20 protein-coding genes are annotated in these 23,484 nt (G+C 65.5%); 12 read left to right on the top strand and 8 right to left on the bottom strand.

Annotated features, from left to right (window positions below):
• Positions 1-120 precede the first annotated feature (120 nt).
• Entirely contained in the window at positions 121-1,686 is a 1,566-nt protein-coding gene (locus tag AC1DDA_RS06820) for a hypothetical protein (protein WP_476795189.1), read from the bottom strand.
• Between the two features lie 515 nt (positions 1,687-2,201).
• Here AC1DDA_RS06820 and AC1DDA_RS06815 point away from each other — a divergent pair.
• The gene (locus tag AC1DDA_RS06815) at positions 2,202-3,725 is read left to right on the top strand and encodes a S10 family peptidase (RefSeq protein WP_476795188.1); all 1,524 of its coding nucleotides are present in this window, start codon (positions 2,202-2,204) and stop codon (positions 3,723-3,725) included.
• Between the two features lie 110 nt (positions 3,726-3,835).
• Here AC1DDA_RS06815 and AC1DDA_RS06810 read toward each other — a convergent pair whose 3' ends face one another.
• The 5 genes from AC1DDA_RS06810 to AC1DDA_RS06790 all read right to left on the bottom strand — a co-directional run bounded on the left by AC1DDA_RS06810 (position 3,836) and on the right by AC1DDA_RS06790 (position 8,088).
• Positions 3,836-4,171, bottom strand: coding sequence for a hypothetical protein (locus AC1DDA_RS06810; protein WP_476778245.1), 336 nt, complete (start codon positions 4,169-4,171; stop codon positions 3,836-3,838).
• Positions 4,171-5,067, bottom strand: a complete 897-nt coding sequence (locus tag AC1DDA_RS06805) for a DUF6772 family protein (protein ID WP_476795187.1) — start codon at positions 5,065-5,067, stop codon at positions 4,171-4,173. Before AC1DDA_RS06805 ends, AC1DDA_RS06810 begins: the two co-directional genes overlap by 1 nt.
• Positions 5,068-5,072: 5 nt before the next feature.
• A complete protein-coding gene (locus AC1DDA_RS06800; protein ID WP_476795186.1) occupies positions 5,073-5,900 on the bottom strand; it encodes a carbohydrate ABC transporter permease in 828 nt (275 codons plus the stop codon).
• Positions 5,893-6,765, bottom strand: a complete 873-nt coding sequence (locus tag AC1DDA_RS06795) for a carbohydrate ABC transporter permease (RefSeq protein ID WP_476795185.1) — start codon at positions 6,763-6,765, stop codon at positions 5,893-5,895. The genes AC1DDA_RS06800 and AC1DDA_RS06795 overlap by 8 nt, the downstream gene beginning before the upstream one ends.
• 198 nt (positions 6,766-6,963) lie before the next feature.
• Complete coding sequence (locus AC1DDA_RS06790; protein ID WP_476795184.1) at positions 6,964-8,088, bottom strand: mandelate racemase/muconate lactonizing enzyme family protein; 1,125 nt, start codon at positions 8,086-8,088, stop codon at positions 6,964-6,966.
• A 110-nt stretch (positions 8,089-8,198) separates the two neighbouring features.
• On the opposite strand from AC1DDA_RS06790, the gene AC1DDA_RS06785 reads away from it, so the two are divergent.
• Genes AC1DDA_RS06785 through AC1DDA_RS06770 form a run of 4 tightly spaced genes read left to right on the top strand, consistent with a single transcriptional unit; the run spans position 8,199 to position 12,358 of the window.
• Entirely contained in the window at positions 8,199-8,990 is a 792-nt protein-coding gene (locus AC1DDA_RS06785; protein WP_476795183.1) for a FadR/GntR family transcriptional regulator, read from the top strand.
• The gene (locus tag AC1DDA_RS06780; RefSeq protein WP_476795182.1) at positions 8,962-10,257 is read left to right on the top strand and encodes an ABC transporter substrate-binding protein; all 1,296 of its coding nucleotides are present in this window, start codon (positions 8,962-8,964) and stop codon (positions 10,255-10,257) included. The genes AC1DDA_RS06785 and AC1DDA_RS06780 overlap by 29 nt, the downstream gene beginning before the upstream one ends.
• A 59-nt stretch (positions 10,258-10,316) precedes the next feature.
• Entirely contained in the window at positions 10,317-11,606 is a 1,290-nt protein-coding gene (locus AC1DDA_RS06775) for an ABC transporter substrate-binding protein (RefSeq protein WP_476795181.1), read from the top strand.
• A 23-nt stretch (positions 11,607-11,629) separates the two neighbouring features.
• A complete protein-coding gene (locus AC1DDA_RS06770; protein ID WP_476795180.1) occupies positions 11,630-12,358 on the top strand; it encodes an SDR family NAD(P)-dependent oxidoreductase in 729 nt (242 codons plus the stop codon).
• A 237-nt stretch (positions 12,359-12,595) separates the two neighbouring features.
• Here AC1DDA_RS06770 and trhA read toward each other — a convergent pair whose 3' ends face one another.
• Together trhA and AC1DDA_RS06760 are read right to left on the bottom strand one after the other, a co-directional pair.
• Positions 12,596-13,264 carry a PAQR family membrane homeostasis protein TrhA gene (trhA, locus tag AC1DDA_RS06765; RefSeq protein WP_476795645.1) on the bottom strand — a complete coding sequence of 223 codons (669 nt, stop codon included), beginning with the start codon at positions 13,262-13,264 and terminating at the stop codon, positions 12,596-12,598.
• Positions 13,265-13,576: 312 nt separating this feature from the next.
• Positions 13,577-14,389: a GntR family transcriptional regulator gene (locus AC1DDA_RS06760; protein WP_476795179.1), complete on the bottom strand. Its 813-nt coding sequence runs from the start codon at positions 14,387-14,389 to the stop codon at positions 13,577-13,579.
• A 135-nt stretch (positions 14,390-14,524) separates the two neighbouring features.
• Between AC1DDA_RS06760 and AC1DDA_RS06755 the strand changes: the two genes are divergently transcribed.
• Genes AC1DDA_RS06755 through AC1DDA_RS06725 form a run of 7 tightly spaced genes read left to right on the top strand, consistent with a single transcriptional unit; the run spans position 14,525 to position 23,195 of the window.
• The gene (locus tag AC1DDA_RS06755; protein ID WP_476795178.1) at positions 14,525-15,850 is read left to right on the top strand and encodes a M20 family metallopeptidase; all 1,326 of its coding nucleotides are present in this window, start codon (positions 14,525-14,527) and stop codon (positions 15,848-15,850) included.
• Positions 15,851-15,861: 11 nt separating this feature from the next.
• Positions 15,862-17,415, top strand: a complete 1,554-nt coding sequence (locus AC1DDA_RS06750; protein WP_476795177.1) for an ABC transporter substrate-binding protein — start codon at positions 15,862-15,864, stop codon at positions 17,413-17,415.
• Positions 17,416-17,435: 20 nt separating this feature from the next.
• The gene (locus AC1DDA_RS06745; protein ID WP_476795176.1) at positions 17,436-18,383 is read left to right on the top strand and encodes an ABC transporter permease; all 948 of its coding nucleotides are present in this window, start codon (positions 17,436-17,438) and stop codon (positions 18,381-18,383) included.
• The gene (locus tag AC1DDA_RS06740; RefSeq protein WP_476778258.1) at positions 18,376-19,200 is read left to right on the top strand and encodes an ABC transporter permease; all 825 of its coding nucleotides are present in this window, start codon (positions 18,376-18,378) and stop codon (positions 19,198-19,200) included. The genes AC1DDA_RS06745 and AC1DDA_RS06740 overlap by 8 nt, the downstream gene beginning before the upstream one ends.
• 4 nt (positions 19,201-19,204) lie before the next feature.
• Positions 19,205-20,824 carry a dipeptide ABC transporter ATP-binding protein gene (locus AC1DDA_RS06735; protein ID WP_476795175.1) on the top strand — a complete coding sequence of 540 codons (1,620 nt, stop codon included), beginning with the start codon at positions 19,205-19,207 and terminating at the stop codon, positions 20,822-20,824.
• Between the two features lie 17 nt (positions 20,825-20,841).
• The gene (locus tag AC1DDA_RS06730; protein ID WP_476795174.1) at positions 20,842-22,062 is read left to right on the top strand and encodes a M20 family metallopeptidase; all 1,221 of its coding nucleotides are present in this window, start codon (positions 20,842-20,844) and stop codon (positions 22,060-22,062) included.
• Entirely contained in the window at positions 22,059-23,195 is a 1,137-nt protein-coding gene (locus AC1DDA_RS06725; RefSeq protein ID WP_476795173.1) for a M24 family metallopeptidase, read from the top strand. The genes AC1DDA_RS06730 and AC1DDA_RS06725 overlap by 4 nt, the downstream gene beginning before the upstream one ends.
• Positions 23,196-23,484 lie beyond the last annotated feature (289 nt).

Here is a 23,484-nt window from a genome sequence, read left to right as displayed (position 1 = left end):
ACCCTATGGCCCCGGCGGATCTCACCGGAGATCCGCCTTCGGCCAACGGCAGGCAAGATTTTCCGGAACTTCCGACAGCTGCGCTCCGCTGAACGAGCCGCGGCAAACCCCGCTTTGCTTTCAGGCGAACAAAAAATCACTATGCGTCAGCATGTGCGTGAAATTGTGCAGCGTAACCTGGTCCGCCCCGGCGGTAATGACGGTGTCGGAGCCGCTTTGCGCGATAGTCAGATCAGCGAAGGAATGTACGCCCGCCACACCGCTGAACCCGATCTTGTCATGCTGGGCCTGACTGAAATCTTCGATGGTGTTATTGGTCCCGACCGTCATTGACCCAGAATCCTTGAACAGGAACAGATCGGCGCCGCCACGCGCGTGGTCGCTCAGCTGTCCGTCGCCCCACATGTCGTTGCTGACCGCGGATCCGGATGCAGCTGTCCCGGCGATCAAGGTATCATTGCCGCCCCTGGCGAAGCCTGACAGGGTTGCGGCGTCACCGAAGAGGCTGTTCGTCACCGTGCCTGCGCCGCTGTTGCTGCCACCGGTCAGCGTATCGTTGCCGCCTCTCGCCGCGTCGCGCATGGATTGCGCGTCGCCATAGAACTGGTTGACGACATCCCCGGAACCGACGCCGCCCGACAGGCGGTCATTGCCGCCGGCAGCATCGCCGAACATCGTCTGCGCGTCGCCATAGGCCGCATTCGTGAACTGCGCGGATAGTCCCTCATTGCCGGCAAAGAACGCGACGTCATCGCCGCCCTGAGCCCGGCCGAACATGTTGTGGCCGGCATCACCGAAGAAAGTGTTGCTGGAGCCGGGACCGCTGGTGAAGGTGTCGTTGCCGCCCTTGGCAAAGTCGACCATGTCGAACGCGTCACCGTAGAAAAAGTTGGTGGAAAAGGCGCCATTATTTGTGAAACTGTCGTCGCCGCCCCGCGCATGACCGGACATGCTGCGCCCGGCATCGCCGGCGAAAACGTTGTTGCTGAAGGCGCCGCCACCCGTGAAATCATCGTTGCCGCCTTGGGCGAAATCCGACATGTCGCGGAGCGCATCACCGTAGAAACTGTTGTCGGCATCTTGGCCGCCGCCAGTGAAGCTGTCGTTGCCGCCTCGAGCATGGTCGAGCATGCTGCCGACCGTGTCGCCATAGAAGGTGTTGTTGGCCTGGTTGCTGGCGCCGATGAAGTTGTCGCTGCCGCCCCGAGCATGGCCGGACATATCGCCGCCCGCATCTCCGATGAAAATGTTGTTGGACAGGGCAGCGCCTACGAAGCGATCATCGCCGCCCTGAGCCTGGCCGGACATCCGGCCGCCCGCATCGCCGAAAAAAGTGTTGGTGGAGAGGCCTCCACCCGTGAAGGCGTCATTGCCGCCCTTGCCTTGGTCGAGCATGTCGCCACCCACGTCACCGTAGGCCGTGTTGGTGGAGCTGAGCGCACCCCTGAAAGAGTCGTTGCCGCCCTGAGCATGGTCGAGCACGTTGCCGACCGCGTCACCGTAGAAGGTGTAGCTAGCAGGGGCGCCGCCGCTGAACGTGTCGTTGCCGCCCCGGGAATGATCGCGCAGGTTGCCGCCGGCGTCGCCAATCAAAACAGTGTTGGTCGGATCGCCGGCAAGAGTGTCATCAGCGCCCAATTGATGATCGGTCAGATCACCCGGGGTAAATGGCACGCGGTGAGACATGGTCATGCTCCCACTGAGTTACCCCAGCGCCCGTTGCGATATTAGGCTGATATGCCCAAGCCCACAACGAGCACAAACGGGGTAGTTCGCTTGGATCGACGACACTCCGGGCGCTCCGCGCATGCTCGCTGCCAAGCGGGAGCCAGCCTCCAGTTGCATCGGCCGAAGGACACACCGCCCAGCAAAGCCGGCTTTCTCGGGGGGCCTCGCTCGCGCAACGAGCGAAGCACGCGGAATGCATTTTCGATCGCTCGATGCTCGGTAGGGCGGATCCGAGCGAGATCGCGATCGGAGCTGAGAGCTCGGCGCGGGCGGCGAGCTTCAGCAACGCGGGGGGCAGGCGGTCGGGGCAGGTCCCGGATTTGTGAAGCCTTTGCCTGCAGACCGGAGCTTGGGGCGGGCTATGGTCATTGGGCGGTGAGCACATTCGCCGCAATCTTGAAGCAGGGGTCGGTCGAGTGACGCATCCAAGGAAAACGGCCGGGCGTCCGAGTTGTTGGTCCGCGACGATCGCTTTGCTTGTCGCCCTGTTCAGCGCGGCAATTGCTTACGCACAGGAGGGGGCGGCCAACAGTCCGGCCGCTGGAGCCAAGCCCTCGGCCGAGGTCGCGGAACGGCGAGTGGTCACGGCGTCCAGTCTGCCGCCCGCGTCGATCACACAGCATGAACTCGCTCTGGATGAAGGCCTTCTGCGATACACCGCCATTGCGGGCGCACTTCCGGTGCGCGAAGCCTCCGGCCGAGTTCTGGGAGAGATCGCGTATATTGCCTATCAGCGCTCGCTCGCCGGCGAAAAGGCCGATCAGCGTCGCCGTCCGGTGATCTTCGCCTTCAATGGCGGACCGGGTGCCGCTTCAGCCTTTCTCAATGTCGGGGCATTCGGACCCAAACGCGTTGCGTTCGGGCGACCGGGCGATGCGCCGTCTGCTCCGCCAACCCTGGTAGACAATCGAGAGACCTGGCTCAGTTTCGCCGATCTCGTCTTCATCGATCCGGTTGGAACCGGGTTCAGCCGGTTCTCATCTGGCGCGGACGACGCGCGGGGCATGCTCTGGTCCGTCGAGGGTGACTATCGCTCGCTCTCGCGCTTCATCGTCAATTGGTTGAGGGCGAACGACAGGATCGGCTCGCCCGTCTATCTGGTTGGCGAGAGCTACGGTGGATTCCGGGCTCCCAAAATCGCCGGCGAATTACAGACCTCGGACGGCATCGGCGTTTCCGGCCTGATCCTGATCTCGCCGGTTCTGGACTTCACCTTCCAGCGGGACGCGCGCGACACGCCGCTGAAATGGGCGGTTTCTTTGCCCTCCCTGGCAGCAACCCACTTGGAGGCAAGAGGCAAATTCTCGCCCGAGCGGCTCGCGGAGGTCGAGGCTTATGCCACCGGCGAATACGTTATCGATCTCTTGAAGGGGCCGCGCGACGCCCAGGCTCGCGCTCGCATCGTTGAACGCGTCGCGGGATTCACGGGGCTCGATCGGGATCTTGTCGAGCGCCGCGGCGGCAAGATCGATAATGGCACCTTTTTGCGTGAGGCAGGGCGAAAGGACTTTGTCGTCGGCAGCCCTTATGACGGAGCGGTTGCCGCGATGGATCCCGAGCCGGATGCCGCTCGTAGCCGGGCGCCGGATGCCGTCCTGGAGGCGGCGACCGCACCGCTGACGAGCGCGATGCTGATGCACTATGCCAACGATCTGAAATGGAGCCCTGACGGCCGATACATGCTGCTCAACAGCGAAGTCAGCAATCGTTGGAGTTAYGGCCCGGGGCGAGGCGATCGGGAGTCGATCTCGGAACTGCGGAAGCTTCTGGCGCTGGACCCTCATATCCGCGTGCTCGTCGCCCATGGTTACGCCGACCTCGTCACGCCGTACCTCGAAAGCAAGCTCCTGCTCGACCAACTTCCCGCTCTCGGCGATCCCAGACGGGTTAAGCTATCGCTGTTTGAGGGGGGACATATGTTCTACTCCCGGGACAAATCGCGCGCCGAATTGCGCGATGCAGTTCGGCAGGTCGTGGAGCCGCGCCAGGAGCTTTAGCGCGACACAGACCGAGGCCGAGCGATGCTATTTCGTGACTGCTGGCGCGCTATGTCGGGTTTGGGGCGAACACCCAACGTCCGGAGGTGGCGTTTGGGGCGCGCACGCGGTCAAGCTTTAAGATGAAGCGTAACCAGGACGGTCACTGCGGCGCCATCGGGTAGCGTTGCTGCGACGCGCAGGAAATTGCCGAAATGCGACAGGCGCTGGAAAGTAACGGCATCCTTCGCCGCCGGCAGCGCGAACTCCGAGCCTTCATGGCACCAGTGCATGCCGTCCGCGGAGATCTCGATCCGCGCCTTCGGCAGAGGTCCTTCGGGGTCCTTCAGCGCTCTGACGAAGACGATCGCCTCCTTCGCCCAGCCGGCCTCGTAGGGCTCTGTCGCACTGGTCCCCGTCCAGGTTTCGTTGCGGGCGACGACGGCGGTCAGGTTTTCGGGCAGCATCAGAAATCCCCCGACAGGCAGACGGAGTCGAGATAGGCGAAGGCGCGCTTGTCGGTATCCGTCTCAGCGAAGAAGGCGAGGTTCAGCATGCAYCACAGGTTCTTCATCGCGGGGATGCGGATGCAGTCGAAGCCGTCCATGGCGAAGATGCGGTCATTGACCTGGAAGCGCGTCGCCTGCATCGCGGCGAGGTCGAAATCGAAGCGCAGATAGTGCCAGTTCACCTTGGTCGGAATCTCGTTGTAGCAGAGCCGCTGCTCTCCGCCCGGCAGATCCTCCCAGTCCTCGGGCGCGAGGTGGTAGTGCGTGATCGTCTTGCCGGCGGTGCCAATCGGCTTGATCGGCGTCGTCCGGCGCTTGAACTGCCATTTCTGGATGTGCTGCCCGTCCTGCGCGTTGAGAAAGCGCAGATGCGGCATCACCCGGTCACCCGGCCCTGAGGTATCGCCGATCTGGAGATCGTAGAGGAAGCCGAAGGAGCGGATGTCGGTCTCCGAGAGCGCGAGCTCCGTCGCCTCGGGCTTGAAGGTGAAATAGGCCTCGAGCCGGATCGGCCCGRCCTTGCGGAAGGTCAGGCGCTTGATTGCGACATTCTGCGCGCCCTTCCTCGGGCGTGTCGCGATCTTCAGCGCATAGGAGCCGTCGACGCCGCCATGCGAGCCGAAATCCCAGCTCGGCAGCGTCGAGAGCATGGCGTGGCTGTGCTGGGCATAGCCCGGCAGCATCGCGTCGAGCGTGTCCTCGTAATTGCCGACGAGCTGGGTCCAGCCGCACATGCCGCGGTCGAAATCGTCGAGGCAGATGATGCGTGGCAGCGGATCGAAGCGGCTGAGTTGCGGGTCACTCTCGCGGAGCGCGCGCCTCATGTCGTCGAGCCGGGAATCCGATGGGTTCATGGCGGTTACCCCTTCACCGCGCCGGCGGTCAGGCCCGCGACGAGGTGTTTCTGCATGAGGATGACGAAGGCGAGCACGGGCACGAGCTGCACGGTGGAGGCCGCGAAGAGCACGCCCCATTCGACGCCTTCGACGGCGCCGATCATCTCGGAGATCACCAGCGGCGCGGTCTTGGCCTTGGTGGTGGTGAAGATGAAGGCGAAGAGGAACTCGTTCCAGGCATAGACGATGACGAAGACCGAGACCGCCAGCATGCCCTGCGCCGCCATCGGCAGGATGATCCGCATGATGATCTGGAACTGGGAGGCGCCGTCCATCATCGCGGCTTCGTCGAGCTCGCGCGGGATCTGGTCGATGAAGGTGCGCATCACCACCGTGCCCAGCGAAACGAAGAAGGTGGCGTAAAGCACGATCAGGATGAAATGCGTGTCGTTCAAGCCCAGCCAGTTCACCACCGGGAAGAGCGGGAGCGTGATCACGATCGGCGGGATCAGGCGGATGAAGATCAGGAAGAAGGCCGAGGCCTGCAAGCCGCGCGAGGCGAAGCGCGAATAGGCGAAGCCGGCCAGCAGCGAGACTCCGACTGCCAGCACAGTCGCTCCGACCGTGACGAGGAAGCTGTTCCACAGGCCGAAGAAGAAATCGCCCCAGCGGCTCCAGAGCGCGTGGTAGTTCGCCAGCGTCGGCGCGAAGGAGAAGGTGCCGGTGGTCGAGAAGATGTCGCGGTCGGCCTTGAAGGACGACATTGCGATCAACCCGATCGGCACGAGCGACCAGGCGACGACCGCGAGCACGCCGATGAATTTCGGGAGATGGCGCAGAATCTTAGGCACGCGCGAACATCTCCCGGTAGAGCCGGCGCAGATAGAACAGCGCGAGCAGGAGCGAGGCGAGCACCAGGAGCCAGCCGGTGGCGGCGGCCGAGCCGAAGGCGTTGTAGCGGAAGGCTTCGAGATAGAGATAGACCGCCATCACCTCGGTCGAGCGTGCCGGGCCGCCGCCGGTCATCAGCCAGACCTCGGAGAACAGCCGGAAGGCGAAGATGTAGCGGAACAGCGCGGCAATCAGCAGTGCCGGCATCAGCAGCGGCAGCGTGATCCGGCGGAACGAGGTCCAGGGCGAGGCGCCGTCGATCGAGGCCGCTTCATAAAGATCGCCGGGGATCGAGAGCCGCGCGGCATAGAGAATGATGAACGAGAAGGGCAGGTGCAGCCAGATCGAGAGCAGGCTGACCATGGCGAGGCCATGGCTCGGATTGACCGCCCATTCGATCGGCGGCAGGCCGATGGTGGCCAGCAAGCGGCTCATCATGCCGACATCGGGCTCGAACAAATAGCGCCACATCACCACCGCCGAGACCTCGCTCACCGCATAGGGCGCGAGCACGATGGCGAGCAGGAGAGGGCGAAACGGCACGCCCGAGGCGAAGAACAGCGCCATGCCAAGCCCGATCAGCAACTCGACATGCACGACGATGGCGACGACGATGACGGTGTTGAGCAGCGCCTTCCAGAAATACGGATCGGCCAGCACCTTCGCGTAGTTGGCGAGGCCGACGAATGTCGCCGCCTGACCGAAGGAGGACTGGTGGAGGCTGAGCCAGAAGACATAGATCGCCGGCAGGAAAATGATCCCGCCGATCATGAGCTGGACCGGCGTGACCAGTGCGATGGCGGAAATGGGCGTGCGGGTGGTCATGAGAGCACTCGCGCTTCAGATTTCACCCATCCCGCGCTTCCAAACCGCTCCGTCATCCCGGGCAAGCGAAGCGCAGACCCGGGATCCATCGTAGAGTTCGACACCTTTCGATGGATCCCGGATCGGCGCGGCTGCGCCGCTTGTCCGGGATGACGGCGGAGCTTGGATGGAAGGGAAGCGCTCGAATCCATCGCCGCCTCACGCGATCCCGAAGCGCTTCAGCGCCTCGCGGTCGATCTCGATGCCCAGCCCCGGCCCTTGCGGGATCGCGAGCTTGCCGTCGACGAGCTGCGAACCCTCGCCGACGAGCGGCTTAGTGAAGGCGTCGCGCAGCGGGTTCTCGTAGACCATGCATTCGAAGGTGCGGAAGCTCTCCGCCGCCGCGGCGAGCTGCAAACTGGCGGCAACGCAGATCGCGCCGGACCAGCCGACATGCGGCGCATAGGCCGTGTTGAAGCTCGCGGCGAGCTCGGCGATGCGCCAGGTCTCGGTGATGCCGCCGGAGCGCGTCACGTCCGGCTGGATCAGCCCGAGCGAGCGATCCTGCAACGAGATCAGCGCTTCGCCGGCGACATAGTCGCTCTCGCCGGCCGCGAGCCGGATCGGCAGATGCTGCGCCAGGCGCCGATAGCCCTCGCGGTCATGCGGCGCGATCGGCTCCTCGAAGAAGCCGTAGCCGAGATCGGCCAGCGCCCGCCCGACGATCAGCGCGTCGTCGACGTCATAGGCCCAGTTCGCATCGACATAGAGCGCGATGTCGTCACCGGCGAGCCGGCGGACGAGCTTCGCCCGCGTCACCGCATCGCGCAGCGGATGGCCGAGCTTGACCTTGATCTCGCGGAAGCCGGCCTTCATCGCCGCCGCCACCTCGGCCTCGACAGTCGCATCGTCGAGCCAGTTGATCGAGGAGGCGTAAGCCGCGACCTCCTTGCGCCCCATGCCGCCGAGCAGCTTGTGAATCGGCAGCCCCGCCTGCTTTCCGGCGATGTCCCAGAGCGCGATATCGACCGCCGCGATCGCCTCGACGATCTGCCCGCCGGGGCGGCCCGAGAGCGCCGCGCGCATCGCCTTCCAGAGCGCGCGCCGGTCGGCACCATCGCGCCCGATCAGGCGCGGCACCAGCGCCTCCTCGATGAAGCGCGCATAGCCGGCCGCGCCGCGCCGGCACAGACCTTCACCAAAGCCGATCGTTCCATCCTCGGCCTCGACTTCGACGACGACGATCTCGATCGCCGGATAATCGCCCTGCGAGGTCCGCTGGACCTTGGGCAGGGTCGCCCGCAGCGGATGGACATCAATTCTGGCGATGCGGCTGGCCGACATGCGGCATGGCCCTCCCGAGACGTGCCGCTGAGCGGCATCCACTTATCAGATAAGTTGAACAGTTGCCAAGGAACGCGGCACCTGTCAATGATCACCGCCGGAGGACATTGATGAGCGATCTCGCCCGTTCCGTTCTGGATGCAGACGACCCGTTCGCGGGTGGCGATGTCGTGCCCATGCGCCTTGGCGATGCGGTGATCCAGCGCATCACGCAGGCGATTCATGAGGGGCGCCTGAAGCCCGGGGACTCCCTGCCATCGGAGGCGCGCATCGCGGCCTCCTTCGGCGTCAGCAAGCCGATCGCGCGCGAAGCCATCCGCCAGCTCGCGGCCATGGGCGTCGTCCATATCCAGCAGGGCAAACCGACGCGGGTGCAGGCGCTCGACGCCGCCCCGCTCGACCGCTTCTATCGTTTTGCCGTACGCGGCCGCGCCAACGGCCTGACCGAGGCTGTCGAATTGCGCCGCATCCTCGAGCCACCGATCGCGGCCCATAGTGCCGAGCGGCGCTCGGCCGAGGATATCGAGAAGCTCGATCTCATTCTCGCCCGGATGGAAGATGCGCTGGGCAATGTGCCGCGCTGGATCGAGGCCGATCTCGATTTCCACGAGGCCGTCGCCGCCTCATCCGGCAACCGCCTGCTCGATTTCCAGATCCGGGGCCTCAGGCCGGTGATCCGCGAGGTCATGGAGATCTTCAACTCGCGCGAGGCGAGGGGGCCTGAGGACTGGCGGCGCACCTTCGAACGGCATGTCCGCGTCGTCGAGGCGATCCGGGCGAGCGATCCGGCTGCGGCCTTTGCCGCCATGAACAAGCATTTCGAAGCGGCAGAAGCCGCCATCGCGGAACTCGCGAACCACAGGGAGGATCAGCATGAGCCAGAGGACGACGCTCGATCGTAGACAGTTCGGGGCCGGCATCCTTGGGGTGAGCTTCGCCGGGCTCGGCGGGGCCGCGCTGGCACAGAGCGGCCCGTTCAACGTCTTCACCCACCGCGTCATGCAGACGGTGGCGACCGGCGCGCAGGGCGGCGACATCACCAAGGACTGGGCGCAGAAGAACGGCGTCACCGTCCAGTGGACGACCTTCGACACCGGCCCGCTGCAGGAACGGCTGTTCCGCGAGGCGAGCCTCGGCGAGACCTCGGTCGATGTCGGCTTCGTGGTCAACACCCAGGTCGTGCCGCGCGCCGCGACGCTGTTCGAGCCGCTCGACGGCTACCTCGGCAAAGACCCAGTCGAGGACATCCCCGACATCTTCCCCGGCCTGATGGAAGGCATGAAGGTTGGCGGCAAGCAACTCGCCATCCCGTTCCGTCACGCCTCTTCCGGCCTGCATTACAATGAGGAAATCCTGGCTGAAAAGGGCTTCTCCAAGCCGCCGGCGACGATCGAGGAGATGATCGAGATCGCCAAGGCCTGTAGCTATCGCCGCAGCGACGGCACGCAGGTCGTGGGCTTGTGCACGCCGGGCGTGACCTATCCCAACGTGATCGACCTCGCGCGCGCCTGGGACGGCGAGTTCATCACGCCCGACTTCAAATGCGTCGCCGACCAACCGCCGATGCTGAACGCGATCCATACGCTGCGCGCGCTCTTCCAGGCCAATGCCTTCCCGCGCAATTTCGCGACGCTTTCGCCCGAGGACGTCAATGTCTGGATGCAGCAGGGCCGCGCTGCGATGAGCCTGCAGAGCATGGGCCGCAATCGCATCTACAACGACCCGCAGAAATCGAAATTCCCCGGCAAGATCAAGACGATCGCGGTTCCCGCTTCGAAGACACTGGCCGGCAAGTATGACGCCGCCCCGGCCAAGGTCGAGTTCTGGGGCATGGTCATCCCGAAGAACGCGAAGCGCAAGGACCTCGCCTGGAGCTTCATCAAGGCGATGGCCTCCAAGGATGCGACGCTGAATGCCGCGCTCAATGGCAACGGCCCGGTCCGCGCCTCGACCTATGCGGACCAGGGTTTTGCGGGAACAGTGCCTTACGCCGCCGAGGAATTGAAGGTGCTGAAGGTCGCGCGCGTGCCGATGCCGGCCTTCGACGAGGCGGCGCGTGCCGGCGACCTGTTCAAGGAAGAGGCGGAAGCCGCCGTGCTCGGCATGAAGACGCCGGAGGAGGCGATGGGGTCGCTGGTCAAGCGCGTGCAGCCGCTGCTGCCGGCCTGAACGGTCGAGAAAGCGGCGCGACCAAAGCGCCGCCGGGGACATATCCGGGAGGACAATCGATGACATCCAGCATCTCGCGCCGCAGATTCGGTGCGCTTGCCAGTGCCGCCGCGACCGCCGCCCTTATACCGAAAGGCGTCCTCGCCCAGGCGAAGACGCTGACGGCGCTCGGCCACCGCGTCCACCAGACCGCCGCGACGACCGGGCCCGGCGGCGACGCGACCGAAAGCTTCCGCAAGGCTGCTGGAGCCGATGTGAACTGGGTCACCTTCGGCGACGTCAACGCCGTGCATGAGCGGCTGCTGCGCGAGGCCTCGCTGTCGGAGACCTCGATCGACGTCGCCTATCTCGTCAACGGACGCGCTGTGCCGCGCAATCTCCAGCTCTTCGAGCCGCTCGACAGCTTGATGAAGCAGGCGCCGATCGAGGCTTTCGATGATTTCGCTCCGGGCCTGCTCGCCCCGCTCAAGGTCGGCGAAGCCCTGCACGGCATCCCCGTCCGCCACGCGACCAATGCCCTGATCTATAACGAGGCCCTGCTGGAAGAGCGCGGCGTCACCAAGCTGCCGACGACATTCGAGGAGCTGACCGAGCTTGCCCGCAAGCTCACCTTCAAGCGCGAGGACGGCACGCAGGTCTATGGCTTGGCCTTCACCGCCGTCTTCGCCTCGAACTTCCTGACGCTCGCCCGCTGCCTCGGCGGCGATTACATGACATCAGACGGCAAGATCGTCGCGACCGAGCCGCCGATGGTGAAGGCGCTCACCCTGCTCGCCGATTTCTACAAGGCCGGCGTGCTGCCGCGGAACTTCGCGACGGTGAACAACGAAGAGATAACCACCTGGATGCAGCAGGGCAGGGCGGCGATGACGATCAATCCCTTCGCCCGCCTCGTCACCTATAACGACCCGTCGAAGGGCAAATATGGCGGCCGCTTCAAGTCGCTGCTGCCGCCAATGGCCGCCGACCTCGCCGGCAAGGTCGCATACGCGCCGACGGTCGAGTTCTGGTCGCTGGTGATCCCGAAGAGCGCTAAGCAGAAGCCGCTGAGCTGGGAGTTCATTCGCGCGCTCTCCTCGAAAACCGGCACGACCGCCATGGCGCTGAACGGCAATGGCCCGGTGCGCATCTCGACCTATGCAGACGAGAAGCTGAAGGCGGCGATGCCCTATGCCGCCGACGAGGCCGCCGCGCTCAAGGCCTCGCGCATCCATCTGCCAGCCTTCGACGAGCAGGCCCGCGCCCACGACATCTTCATCGAGGAAACGCAGGCCGCCGTGCTCGGCCGCAAGCCGGCGCAGCAGGCGATGGATGATGCCACCGCGCGCGTGAAGCCGTTGCTCGGCTGATGGCTGGAGCACTTTCAGACCGCGTGGCGCTTGTCACCGGCGCGGCACGCGGCATCGGCCTTGCGATCGCGACGCGCCTCGCCGAGGCCGGCGCCCATGCGATCATCCATGACCGGGATGCCGGCGCTGCCGCCGCTGCGGTGGCCGACCTGCAGGCGCGAAACCTCCTGGCCTCGCCCCTGATTGCCGACCTTGCGGAGCCCGCAGTCCCGCCAGCCATGGCGAATGAGCTGAAGGCGCGGGGGACCGAGCCCGACATCCTCGTGCTCTGTGCCTCCGTCGAAATGCTGGAGACCTGGGACGCGGTCTCGGAAGCGGCGATGAGCGCCCAGACCGAGATCAATCTCCACGCCACGGTGCGGCTGCTACAGGCCTTCCTGCCCGCCATGCTCGCACGCGGCTTCGGCCGGGTAATAGCGATCGGCAGCGTGCAGGAGGCGCGCCCCAATCCGACGCATTTCTATTATGCGGCCACCAAGGCCGCGCAGACCAACATGATCCTGAACCTCGCCCGGACGACGCAGGCACCGGACGTCACCTTCAACATCGTCAAGCCCGGTGCGATCCTGACGGACCGAAACCGCGCCGTCCTCGCCCAGCCCGGGCGGGAGGAGCAGGTGCTCGCGCGCATTCCGCTGGGCCGGATCGGCAACCCCGAGGATTGCGCGGGCATCGCCCTGCTGCTCTGCTCGCCCGAGGGCAGCTATATCAACGGCGCCGAGATCGCGGTGGATGGCGGCCTGCAACTGTGACAGCCGCCACGACCTTCTTGCCGAGCTCCCGTCTGGATATCAGCTAACGACTGCTTTTCGGCATCGATCCAACTTGCGGTGTTGGCCCGCAGCGCCACTCGTCTGCCAATCACGGCATCGCAGTTTAAGCGACCCGGCTATCTGGAGGCTGGGCCTCGCGAGCTTACGCCTGAAGAGTTCAACCAAATCGTGGAAATGGAGAGGTGAGGCCGAGCGGTTGCCGATGGCGGCCATGGCTCACGCCGTCGGCGCTATCGCATACGCCCGAAACACAGCCCCATAGAAACAGCCGGAAGCAATAAGAACGAAGCCGTGCCAGATCGCATTCTGGAACGGCAGGCTATGCCAGACGTGGAAAACGACACCAATCGAATACAGAAGACCGCCTGCAACGATCAGCCATACGGTAGTCGCCGGGAGGAGGCTGACGCTTTCCCAGATCAGAAGACCGCTCCACCCGATCAGGAGATAGAGCGCTATCGACAGGCGATCAAACCGACCCGGCAAAGCCACCTTGATGACGACGCCGGTCGCCGCCGCGATCCATACGATTATCAGGAGAGCCTGGGCGAAAATGCTCCCGCTCAGCTTCATCAGGAACGGCGTGTAGGTGCCGGCGATGAGGACGTAGATCGCCGAATGGTCGAAGCGCCTGATGAACCACTTGCGGGGCGAGATCGGCCACATGTTGTAGGTTGCCGAGACGATGAGAACCGTCAGAAGGGCCGCACTGTAGATTGATACGGGGATCAAATCGAACAACGGAGCACTGTTCGCGACCTGAACGATCAAAGCTGCGACGGCAGCCAGCCCCAAGGTAACGCCCAGGGCATGGATCACGCCGTCAGCCCAAAGCTCGGCACGCCTGAAGACGAAGCGCCCTGTTACGGGAACATTCACAGCAATTCCTAACGTGCTGGCGGCTTGGTTTGGCTTCGCCGGGTACCGAGCATCTAAGTCATTCCGATGTCGAAACCCGTACCGCTGATACCTGCTGCCGCTTCAATGGATGCGTCCCCGCGGTCTAGAGCGAAGGTGAGGCGTTTCGCCCGGGCGAGGCGCTCGGCCTAGAAATCCACGTCGTAGCGTGCCGCAGAGGGCGGCTGCCCCGCGAAGCCGACCGCTGCCACGCAGATCGAACACATGGCCGCACCGACTAGCCCTACAGAACGCTCAATAGCCCTTGCCAAAGGAGAACCGTCCACACCTGGCGCGTTCTTACCGGACTTCATTCACATAGGCATGTGAGGCGGTCGTCGCACGGTGCCATCCGAGGATTGTGGGAACGCCGGCCTGATCGTACGCGACCTCGTCGATCGTGAGGACGGCCTGACGCTCAGGCAGGTCGAGTAGCGCCATGTCCTCATCGCTCGCGAGATCGGCCGTGATTTGCTCGCGGACGGCCGAGATCCGAATCCCGTATTGCTCCAGGAGATGCAGGTAGAGCAGGGCCGGGAGCGCCTCCGGCTCGCGCGGCAGGTCCGGCACCCTTTCCTCGGCGAGCAGCAGCTTGTCGTGCATGACGGGGCGGCCGTCGGCATGCCTGATGCGATGGATGGCGATGATACCACCCGCGGTAATCTGCAGGCGCTCGATCTCTTCCGCCGTGGCCGGTCGCGCCGTGACGCTCAGGAACTGGCTGGTGGATTTCACCAGGCTGCCATCGGCGCGGTGCAAGCGGAAATACTGGAAGAAGAAGCGCAAGCTGTGATGCGGGGTCCGCCCGGTCACGACGGTGCCGGTCTTGCGGCGGCGGGAGAGCAAGCCCTCCGCGACGAGATCGCTCATCGCCCGGCGCACTGTGCCGACGGCGATGCCGAAGCCCTGGGCCAAAGCCGTTTCGCTGGGCAGCACCATGCCGGGCGGCCACTCGCCAACCAGGATGGCCTCCGACATATGCCGCTTCACGCGCTCATAGAGCGGCGCCGCCTCGCCGGCGCCGAAATTCGGCAGGACCGGCGCGGACGCGCCGGCGCCATTGCCTGTTCCGGCGGCAGCGCTCGACGCTTTTTTGGCATTGACAGGGGGCATGCCAGTCTGTCCTATTTCTATATAGTTTATATGAAAGAAGGAGGTCCGCAAATGGTGTTGCCAGTTGCGGCAGTTCAAGTGCTCCATCGCAGATCGGGCCGGCGCCGGACAAGCGCGGCCTTTGCGGGCTGAGCGATGTCGGAAGCTTCCTCGCCTCGATATCAGGAAACCGTGCTGGCGCAGGCCGGCGGCTGGATTGCCGGTCATGTCGACGGCGCGGTCGCCGAGCTCGACCGGATGATCGCAGTCGATACCTCCTTCCCGCCGGGCCTCGGCTATGACGATTTTGCGGGGCTGTTGGAGGAGCTCGTCACTCCGCTCGGCTTTGCGAGCGAGCGCGTGGCGGTTCCCGAGGCGCTTTGGCATGTCCCGCACGGCCCCGCCGCCGGCCCGCGCACGAATCTGATCGCCCGGCGCGAGAGCGGGCGCCCGAACTGCGGCCTCTATTTTCATGTCGATACCGTGCCCGCCGCGGCAGGCTGGGAAACCGACCCGCTGCGGATGGAACGCGACGGTGACCGCCTGATCGGCCTCGGCGCGGCCGATATGAAGGGCTCCATCGCCGCGATCCTGCTGGCTCTGCGGGCGGCCAAAGCCTGCGGGGTCGAACTGGCTTATGATCCAGTGCTGCTGTTCTGCACGGACGAGGAGGGTGGCCTCTATCCGGGCATCCGCTATCTCGCCGAACAGGATCGGCTGCCGGGGCACATCCTCAACTTCAACGGCAGCGCCGAGGCGCGGGTCTGGGCCGGCTGCTTCGGCCTGTTCAACCTGCTCGTCCGCATTCACGGCCAGACCGTCCATGCCGGCGAGGGTAATCGTCGGGGTGGCGGCCTCAATGCGATCGAGGCCGCGTTGCCGCTGCTCAATGCTCTGGCGGCGCTGAAGGCCAGGGTCGCGACCCGCGTCTCGGCCTTGCCGCCGCCGCCGGGCAAGCCGCCGCTTGCCGCCCAGCTCAACCTCGCCGCGATCCGGGGCGGCACGGCCGGTGGGCAGGTTCCCGCGCTGCTCGAACTGACCATCAACCGGCGCTACGCCCCCGAGGAACGCTTCGAGGATGCGCAGGCCGAGATCGAGGACGTGATCCGCCGTTGCGCTGCCGCTGTGCCGGAGCTGACGGTCGAGACGGCTCTGGTGGGCCATCTCATGCCGACCGCGGACCCCGCCGGGCCGCATTGGCCGCGCTGGCAGACGGCCATGGGCGAGGGCTTCGGCTATGCGCCGGGAGAGTTCCGCAAATGGGGAGCTGCGAGTTGCTCCGATTTCGGTTGGGTCCAGCGAGCTACCGGCCGAAGCGAGGTCCTGCTCGGCGGGCTCGGCCGGCCCGACCGCAACATCCATTCGCCCGGTGAGTACACGACCGTGCCCGACATCGTCGCGCTGGCCAAAGCCGTGCTCGCCTATCTCGCCGCCGATTTCAGGCCAGACATCAACCCCGATCTGCCGACATCACAGAGCTGAAGGAGCGTCCCATGCCGAGCATCCATCGTCGCGATTTCCTCGCCGCCTCCGCCGCTCTCAGCGGCCTCGCCATGAGCGGCATCCCGGCCTTCGCGCAGACGCCGCGCCGCGGCGGCACTCTGCGCGTCAGCGTCGACCAGGCGGTCGCCAAGCTCAACCCGCTCGTGACCCGCGTGAACCCGGAATATCTCGTCGCCGAACTGCTCTATTCCGGCCTGACTCGGCTCAAGGTCGATATGAGCGCCGAGCCCGATCTCGCCGAGTCCTGGACGAACTCCGCCGACCTGACCGAATGGACCTTCGTCCTGCGCAAGGGGCTGAGCTTCCACGACGGCTCGCCCTGCACGGCGGCCGATGTCGTCGCGACCTTCGAGGCGATCCTCGATGCCAAGACTGCCTCGCCGGCGCGCCAGAATGTCGGCCCGATCGCCAAGGTTTCGGCGAAGGACGATGCGACCGTCGTCTTCAATCTCTCGGCGCCCTTCGCCGATTTGCCGGTGACGCTGGCCTATACCAACGCCAAGATCGTGCCGGCCGCCGTCATCAAGGGCGGCTTGGAGAAGCTCGACCGTCAGGCGATCGGCACCGGCCCGTTCAAGCTCGTCTCCTTCGAGCCGGAGCGGCAGATCGTCGTTGCCCGTAACGACGCCCATTACGACAAGGCGCGGCCCTATCTCGACAAGATCGAGGTCGTGGTGTTCCCGGACGTCAGTGCCGAGGCTTCCGCGCTGATCGCGGGGGATACCGACCTGATCAGCACGACCCCGCCGACCGAATTCGGCCGGCTGCAGAAGGCCTCGGGCGTCAAGGCGCTGCGCGTGCCCTCGGGCCAGTTCTGCAACGTCAATTTCGGCTGCGACCAGAAGCCCTTCAACGATGTGCGCGTGCGCCAGGCCCTGGCGCTCACCGTCGACCGCGCCGCCATGGTCGATTTCGTCACGGAGGGTTTCGGCTCGGCCGGCAACGACACAGCCCTCAACCCGGCCTATCGCTTCTACGCCGACCTGCCAGCCAAGAGAGCCGACATCGCCAAGGCCAAGGCGCTGCTCACCGAGGCCGGCTATCCGAAGGGGCTCGAGGCAACGCTGATCGCCTCCGACCGACCGGGCCAGCGCACCCAGCTTGCCGTGGCCCTGCGCGAGATGGCCAAGCCCGCCGGCTTCGACATCAAGGTCGAGACCATGCCGCATGCGACCTATCTCGACCAGGTCTGGAAGAAGGGCTCGTTCTATGTCGGCTTCTACAACATGCAGGCGACGGCCGATGCCATCTTCTCGCTGCTCTACACCTCGAACGCCGCCTGGAACGAGACGCGCTGGAACAACGCCGCCTTCGACAAGCTGATCTTCGAGGCGCGCGCGACCGTCGACGAGGCCAAGCGCCGCGCGCTCTACGCCGAGGCGCAGAAGCTGATGTATGACGAGGTTCCCTCGATCATCCCGGCCTTCTTCGACCTGCTCGGCGGACAGCGCGACTGGGTGGAGGGCTATCAGCTCCATCCGCGCGGCGCAGTGTTCCGGCTCGACCATGTCTCGCTCGGCGCCAACGCGCCGAAGCGCGGCTGAGCGCAGGCGAGGGCAGCGGCGTGTCGCCAGCCTACATCCTCAAGCGCATCCTGCTGATCGGCTACACGCTTCTGGTGGTGTCGCTGATCGTCTTCGCGATCACCCAGATCCTGCCGGCGGATGCCGCCGTCATGATGTTGGGCGAGAACGCGACGCCGGATGCGCTGGCGGCGCTGCGCCTCAAGATGGGGCTGAACGATCCCATCTGGATGCAGTATCTGCACTGGCTCGGCGGCGTGGTGCGCGGCGATTTCGGCCTCTCGATGCGCACCGGCCAGCCGGTTGCGCCGGCGATGATCGAGGCGCTTGGCCGCTCGCTGCTGCTCGCGCTGTTCTCGATCCTGCTCATGCTGGCGGTGGCGATCCCGCTCGGCATCGTCGCCGCAGTCAGACGGGGCCGGGCGGCCGATCTCGGCGTCAGCTTCCTTTCCTATATCGGCGTCTCCTTGCCGGAATTCGTCACGGCGACGCTGATGGTGCTCATCCTGGCCGACTGGCTGCAATGGCTGCCGGCGACGGGCTATGTCCCGCTGACGGAAGACCCGCTGCGAGGCCTGAAGCACCTCGTCCTGCCGGTGCTGACGGTGTCGATGATCCTGATCGCGCATGTCTCGCGCATGGTGCGGTCGGAACTCGTCGACGTCTTGCACTCCGACTATATCCGCGCCGCGCGCCTCAAGGGGCTGTCGAAGCGGCAGGTGCTGTTCAAGCATGCGCTGCGCAATGCGCTGCTGCCGACCATTACGATCGTCGCGCTCGATGTCGGCTATCTGCTCGGCGGCGTCATCGTGGTTGAAGAGATCTTCGCCCTGCCGGGGATCGGAAGGCAGCTCATCGTCGCGATCCAGGCGCGCGACCTGCCCTCGATCCAGGCCGGCGCGCTGATCATGGCGACGACCTATGCGGTCGCGAATTTCCTCGCCGACATCGCCTATGCCTGGCTCGACCGGAGGATCCAGTATGATTGAGATCCTCAAGCGCATGCTGCGCTCGCCGCAAGGCGCGCTCGGCCTCGTCATCGTCGGCCTGATCCTGCTCGTCGTGATCGTCGGGCCGTGGTTCGCCCCTTACGATCCCGAGAAGATGGCGCCACTGATGCGCTACAAGCCGCCGAGCGCGCAGTTCTGGCTCGGCACCGACCAGTATGGGCGCGACATCCTGAGCCGCCTGCTGCACGGCGCACGCGCCACCGTCGTCCTGGCCGTGCTGGCTACCGTGCTCGGAACGCTGGTCGGAGCCGTGATCGGCACGGTCTCGGCCTTCTTGGGCGGGCGCAGCGACGAGGCGATCATGCGCACCGTCGACGCGATCATGTCGATCCCCAGCCTGTTGCTGGCGCTCCTGATCGTGAATCTGCTCGGCAAGAGCAGCCTCAACGCGCTGCTCGCCATCGCGCTCGCCTTCGCGCCGGGCATGGCGCGGGTGACGCGCTCGGTCGCGCTCGCCGTGCGCAAGCAGGATTACGTCAACGCTGCGATCGCGCGCGGCGAGAGCGCAGCCTTCATCGTCGGGCGCGAGATGCTGCCGAACGTGGTGGCGCCGATCATCGTCGAGATGACGATCCGCGTCGCCTTCGCGGTGATGCTGTTCGCGACGCTCTCCTTCCTCGGGCTGGGCGCGCAGCCGCCGGCTTCCGAATGGGGGCTGATGGTCGCCGAGGCCCGCCGCTTCATGCATCTCAGCGCCTGGATGATCCTGTGGCCGAGCCTCGCCATCGCGCTGGTCGCGATCGGCTTCAACCTGCTCGGCGACGGCCTGCGCGACGCGCTGAACCCGAGGACCTGACGCGATGAGCACGATCCTCGACATCGCCGGCTTCAGCCTCGACTACGCGACGCCGACCGGCTTCATGCGAGCCCTCGACGATGTCAACCTCCAGGTCGCCAAGGGCGAGGTGCTGGGCCTCGTCGGCGAATCCGGCTCCGGCAAGACCTCGCTCGCCTGGGCGATCATGCGTTACCTGCCCGCGACTGCGCGCGAGGCGGGCGGCATCCGTTTGACCGGGCAGGAGCTGCTGAAGGCGTCCGAAGCCGAGATCGACGCGATCCGCGGCAAGCGCATCGGCATGGTCTTCCAGGACCCGAGCACCTCGCTCAACCCGACACTGCCGCTTGGCGAGCAGCTTGCCGAGGTGCTGGTGCGCCATCGCGGCCTGACCCGGAAACAGGCCTGGGCCGAAGGCGAGGAACGGCTTGCCCATGTCGGCCTGAAGGTGCCGAAAGAGATGATGCGGCGTTATCCGCATGAGGCCTCCGGTGGCGAGAAGCAGCGCGTCGTCATCGCCACAGCCTTCGCCTGCCAGCCCGAATGCATCATCTTCGATGAGCCGACGACCGCGCTCGACGTCATCACCGCCCGCCAGATCCTCGATCTTTTCAAGGAACTGCAGGAAGAGACCGGCGTCGCCTCGCTCTATATCTCGCACGACCTCGCACTGGTCTCGCAGATCGCCACCAAGGTCGCGGTGATCCATCGCGGCCGGATCGTCGAGCAGGGCGGCGTCGGCGAAGTCTTCGCCCGTCCGCAGGACAGCTACACCCGGAAACTTCTGGCCGCGGTGCCGCGGCCGGACCACAGGCTGGTCGGGACGCAAGGACCGGAGACCGGCAAACCGCTGGTCGAGGTCGAGAAGGTCAGCGTGCTCTATGGCCGCAAGCCTTTCCTTGGCGGGCTGCTCGGCCGGGCGAACACGCAGTTCACCGGCAATCGCGAGGTCAGCCTCTCGGTGATGCCCGGCGAAATCCTCGGCATCGTCGGCGAATCCGGCTCGGGCAAGTCGACGCTGGCGAAGGCGATGACGGGGCTCAACCGCTTCGAGGGTGAGATCCGCTTCGCCGGGCGACGGATATCAGGCCTCTCCGACATGGACCGCGCCTATCGTCGCGACGTCCAGATCATCTTCCAGCATCCGGATTCCTCGCTCAATCCGCGCCAGCGCATCCGCGAGATCCTGTCCCGGCCGCTGGCGCTCTATGGCGAGCCGGGCGCGCGCCGGGATACAGCGAGGATCGGTGAATTGCTGGAGCAGGTCCGGCTGCCGGCTTCCTACGCCGAGCGCTATCCGCACCAGCTTTCCGGCGGCGAGAAGCAGCGCGTCGCCATCGCGCGGGCCTTCGCCTCGAAGCCGAAGCTGGTGATCTGCGACGAGATCACGTCAGCGCTCGACGTCTCCGTTCAGGCCTCGGTGGTCGAGCTTCTCGTCGATCTGCAGAAGCGCTTTGGCACCGCCTATCTCTTCATCACCCATGATCTCAATCTGGTGCGCCAGATCGCCCACCGGATCGCGGTGATGTATCGCGGCGACCTCGTCGATCTCGTCGATATCGCGACGCTCTCGACCGGCCCTCTCCATCCCTACACCCAATCCCTGCTCGAAGCCGTGCCTGCTCCGGCCACGGCTGCCGCCTGACATCAGAGGCCACACGCATGAACCCCCGCGACCTGATCCATTCGCTCGACGAGAAGGCCTGCCTCGCGCTGCTCTCGGACTGGGTGAAGCAGAAGAGCTATTCCGAGACCGAAGGCGAGAAGGCGCTCGTCTACCATGTCGTCGATCAGATGAAGGCGATGGGCATAGAGGCGGAGGCGCAATCCTTCGACGAGGGTCGACGCGCCAATGCCATCGGTCGCTGGACGGGGCAGGGCGGGGGCAAAAGCCTGCTGTTCAACGGCCATCTCGATACCAACCCGGCGACCGAAGGCTGGACGGTCGACCCGTGGGGTGGCGTCATCGACGATGAATTCATCTACGGAATCGGCGTCTCCAATATGAAGGCGGGCGACGCCGCCTATTACTGCGCGGTCAAGACGCTGATCGATGCCGGAGTGAAGCTGAAGGGCGACGTGATCCTGACCTTCGTCGTCGGCGAATTGCAGGGCGGCGTCGGCACCGTCGCGGCGATACGCAACGGCATCCGCGCCGACTATTTCGTCAATAGCGAGCCGACCGACCTGCAGGCCGTGACGATGCATGCCTGCGCCTTCTCCTTCGTCATCGAACTCACCGGCAACACCCGCCACCTCTCCAAGCGCGAGCAGGCGGTCGACGCGATCATGGCGGCCTGCGATCTCGTCCCGCGCCTCAATGCGATGACCTTCTCGGGCGCGCCGTCGCCCGAGCATGAATCGATCAACCGCGTCCATGTCGGCGTCGTCCATGGCGCCCTCGGCAAGGAGCTGCACGAGTGGCGCGCGCCGCAGGTCGCCGATTACTGCAAGCTCAAGGGCTCGGGTCGATATGCGCCCGGCCAAACACAGGAAGGCGCGCTCGCCGACATGAAGCGCGAGCTTGCCGCGCTGGAGCAGCGCTTTCCAGGATTGAAGACGACAATCCGCATTGAGAAGAAGGAAGGGCATCAGTCGATGCCGGCCTTCGAGGTCGCCAAGGATGCCCGCATCGTCAAGACCGTCAACGCGGCTTACGAGGCCGTGCGCGGCGAGAAGCAGCCTACCGGCGCGATCAAGCCGCCCGGCTTCTTCGGCACCGATGCCGGCCATCTCTATGCCGAGGCCGGGATGGAAGGCATCGTCTGCGGACCGGGCGGGCGCTACAACACCATGCCCGACGAGCGCGTGGAGATCCGCGATTTCCTCGACATGATCCGCATCTACATGCTGACGATCCTGGATATCTGCGAGGTCGCGTGAGCCCGCCCTTTCCGCGTGAGGAATTCGCGGGACGGGTCGCTAGGGCCCGTGCCGCGATGGCGCAGGCCGGCGTGGACATCATGCTCGTCGACCATGCCGAATTCCTGGCATGGCTGACGGGCTACACCGTCTCCGAGACGATGTATCGCGCGGCCTTCCTGCCGCGCGAGGGCGAGCCCTGGTTCGTGCTGCGCGAGCTCGATGCCGGGCCTTGCCGCGCCGCCTGCTGGTTCTCCGACATCGTCGGCTATGCCGATACGGCCGAGCCCCATGCGATCATGGCCGATGAGCTGCGCCGCCGCGGCTTGGCGGACGCCCGTATCGGGGCCGATCACAGCTCCTACGGCTTTACCGCCGCCACGCGCGACAAGCTGGGCGCCCTGCTGCCGGAGGTGCGCTTCATCGACCTGCCTGCGGCATGCGATCTGCTCAGGGCCGTGAAATCGCCGCTGGAGATCTGCCTGATCGGAGATGCCGGCTGCATCGCCGACAAGGCCATGGCGGCCATTGCCGCTCAGGCGAGGCCGGGGCTCTCGCCGCGTGCAGCGGCCGCGATCGCTGCGGCTTGTTTCCTCGAGAACGGGGCCGACACCGGCGAAACCGGCCCCATCGTGCCCGGGATCGGCGACCATGAGTTCCTGCATGGCGTCATGACGGCGCAGCCGCTGCGGGATGGCGACATCCTTCACGTCGAGCTGATCCCGAAGGTCCGCAATTACGGCGCACGCCTGATGCGGCCGGTCCTGATCGGCGAGGATCGCCGCGGGCTGGCGTCGCTCGCCGCACGCCTCGTCGCCCTGCAGGACCGGCAGCTCGCGGCCATGAAGCCAGGCGCTGTCGCGCGCGATGTCGATGCCATCCTCCGAAAGGCCGTTCTCGCCGAGAGCCTGCGGCCAGCCTATGACAACGTGAGCGGCTATACGCTGGGTCTCTACGGCCGAACTCCGCGGCCCAGCGATTTTTCCCGCGTTTTCCTGCCGAGCTCCGATTGGCGGCTGGAGGAGGGCATGGTCTTCCATATGTATGTGTCTGCGGGCGGGCTGGGCTTCAGCGAAAGCGTCGTTGTGGAAATGGAGGGCGCGCGACGCCTGACGCAGGCGCCGCGCATGCTGCTTTCGGCCAACTGGCGGTAGCGCGTCGAGATGACGCAACGAACGACTTCATGGACCTGGCCTCTGTAGCGATACGCCGCGGGCAGCCCACGGAGACTAGTCGTCAAGCAGCCAGGACCGGTCTGTTGCCCGCATCCTTGGTGCCGCGGCTTCTGCGACGTGCAGTTCCCGGTCAATGACGGTCGATATCCGACACTCGACCGCGACGTCACAAGACGGTCACGGGCCCGGCGATATGTCGGCCGTCATGCAGTCATCATCGACCTTGACGAAGCATCGCTTCAACAGACGCGGCTCGAGTTTCATCGAA

It is taken from the genome of Allobosea sp. 10N428, from assembly GCF_056394545.1.
Note: the sequence above shows the minus strand (reverse complement) of the source record. Positions and strands in the feature narration are given on the sequence as shown.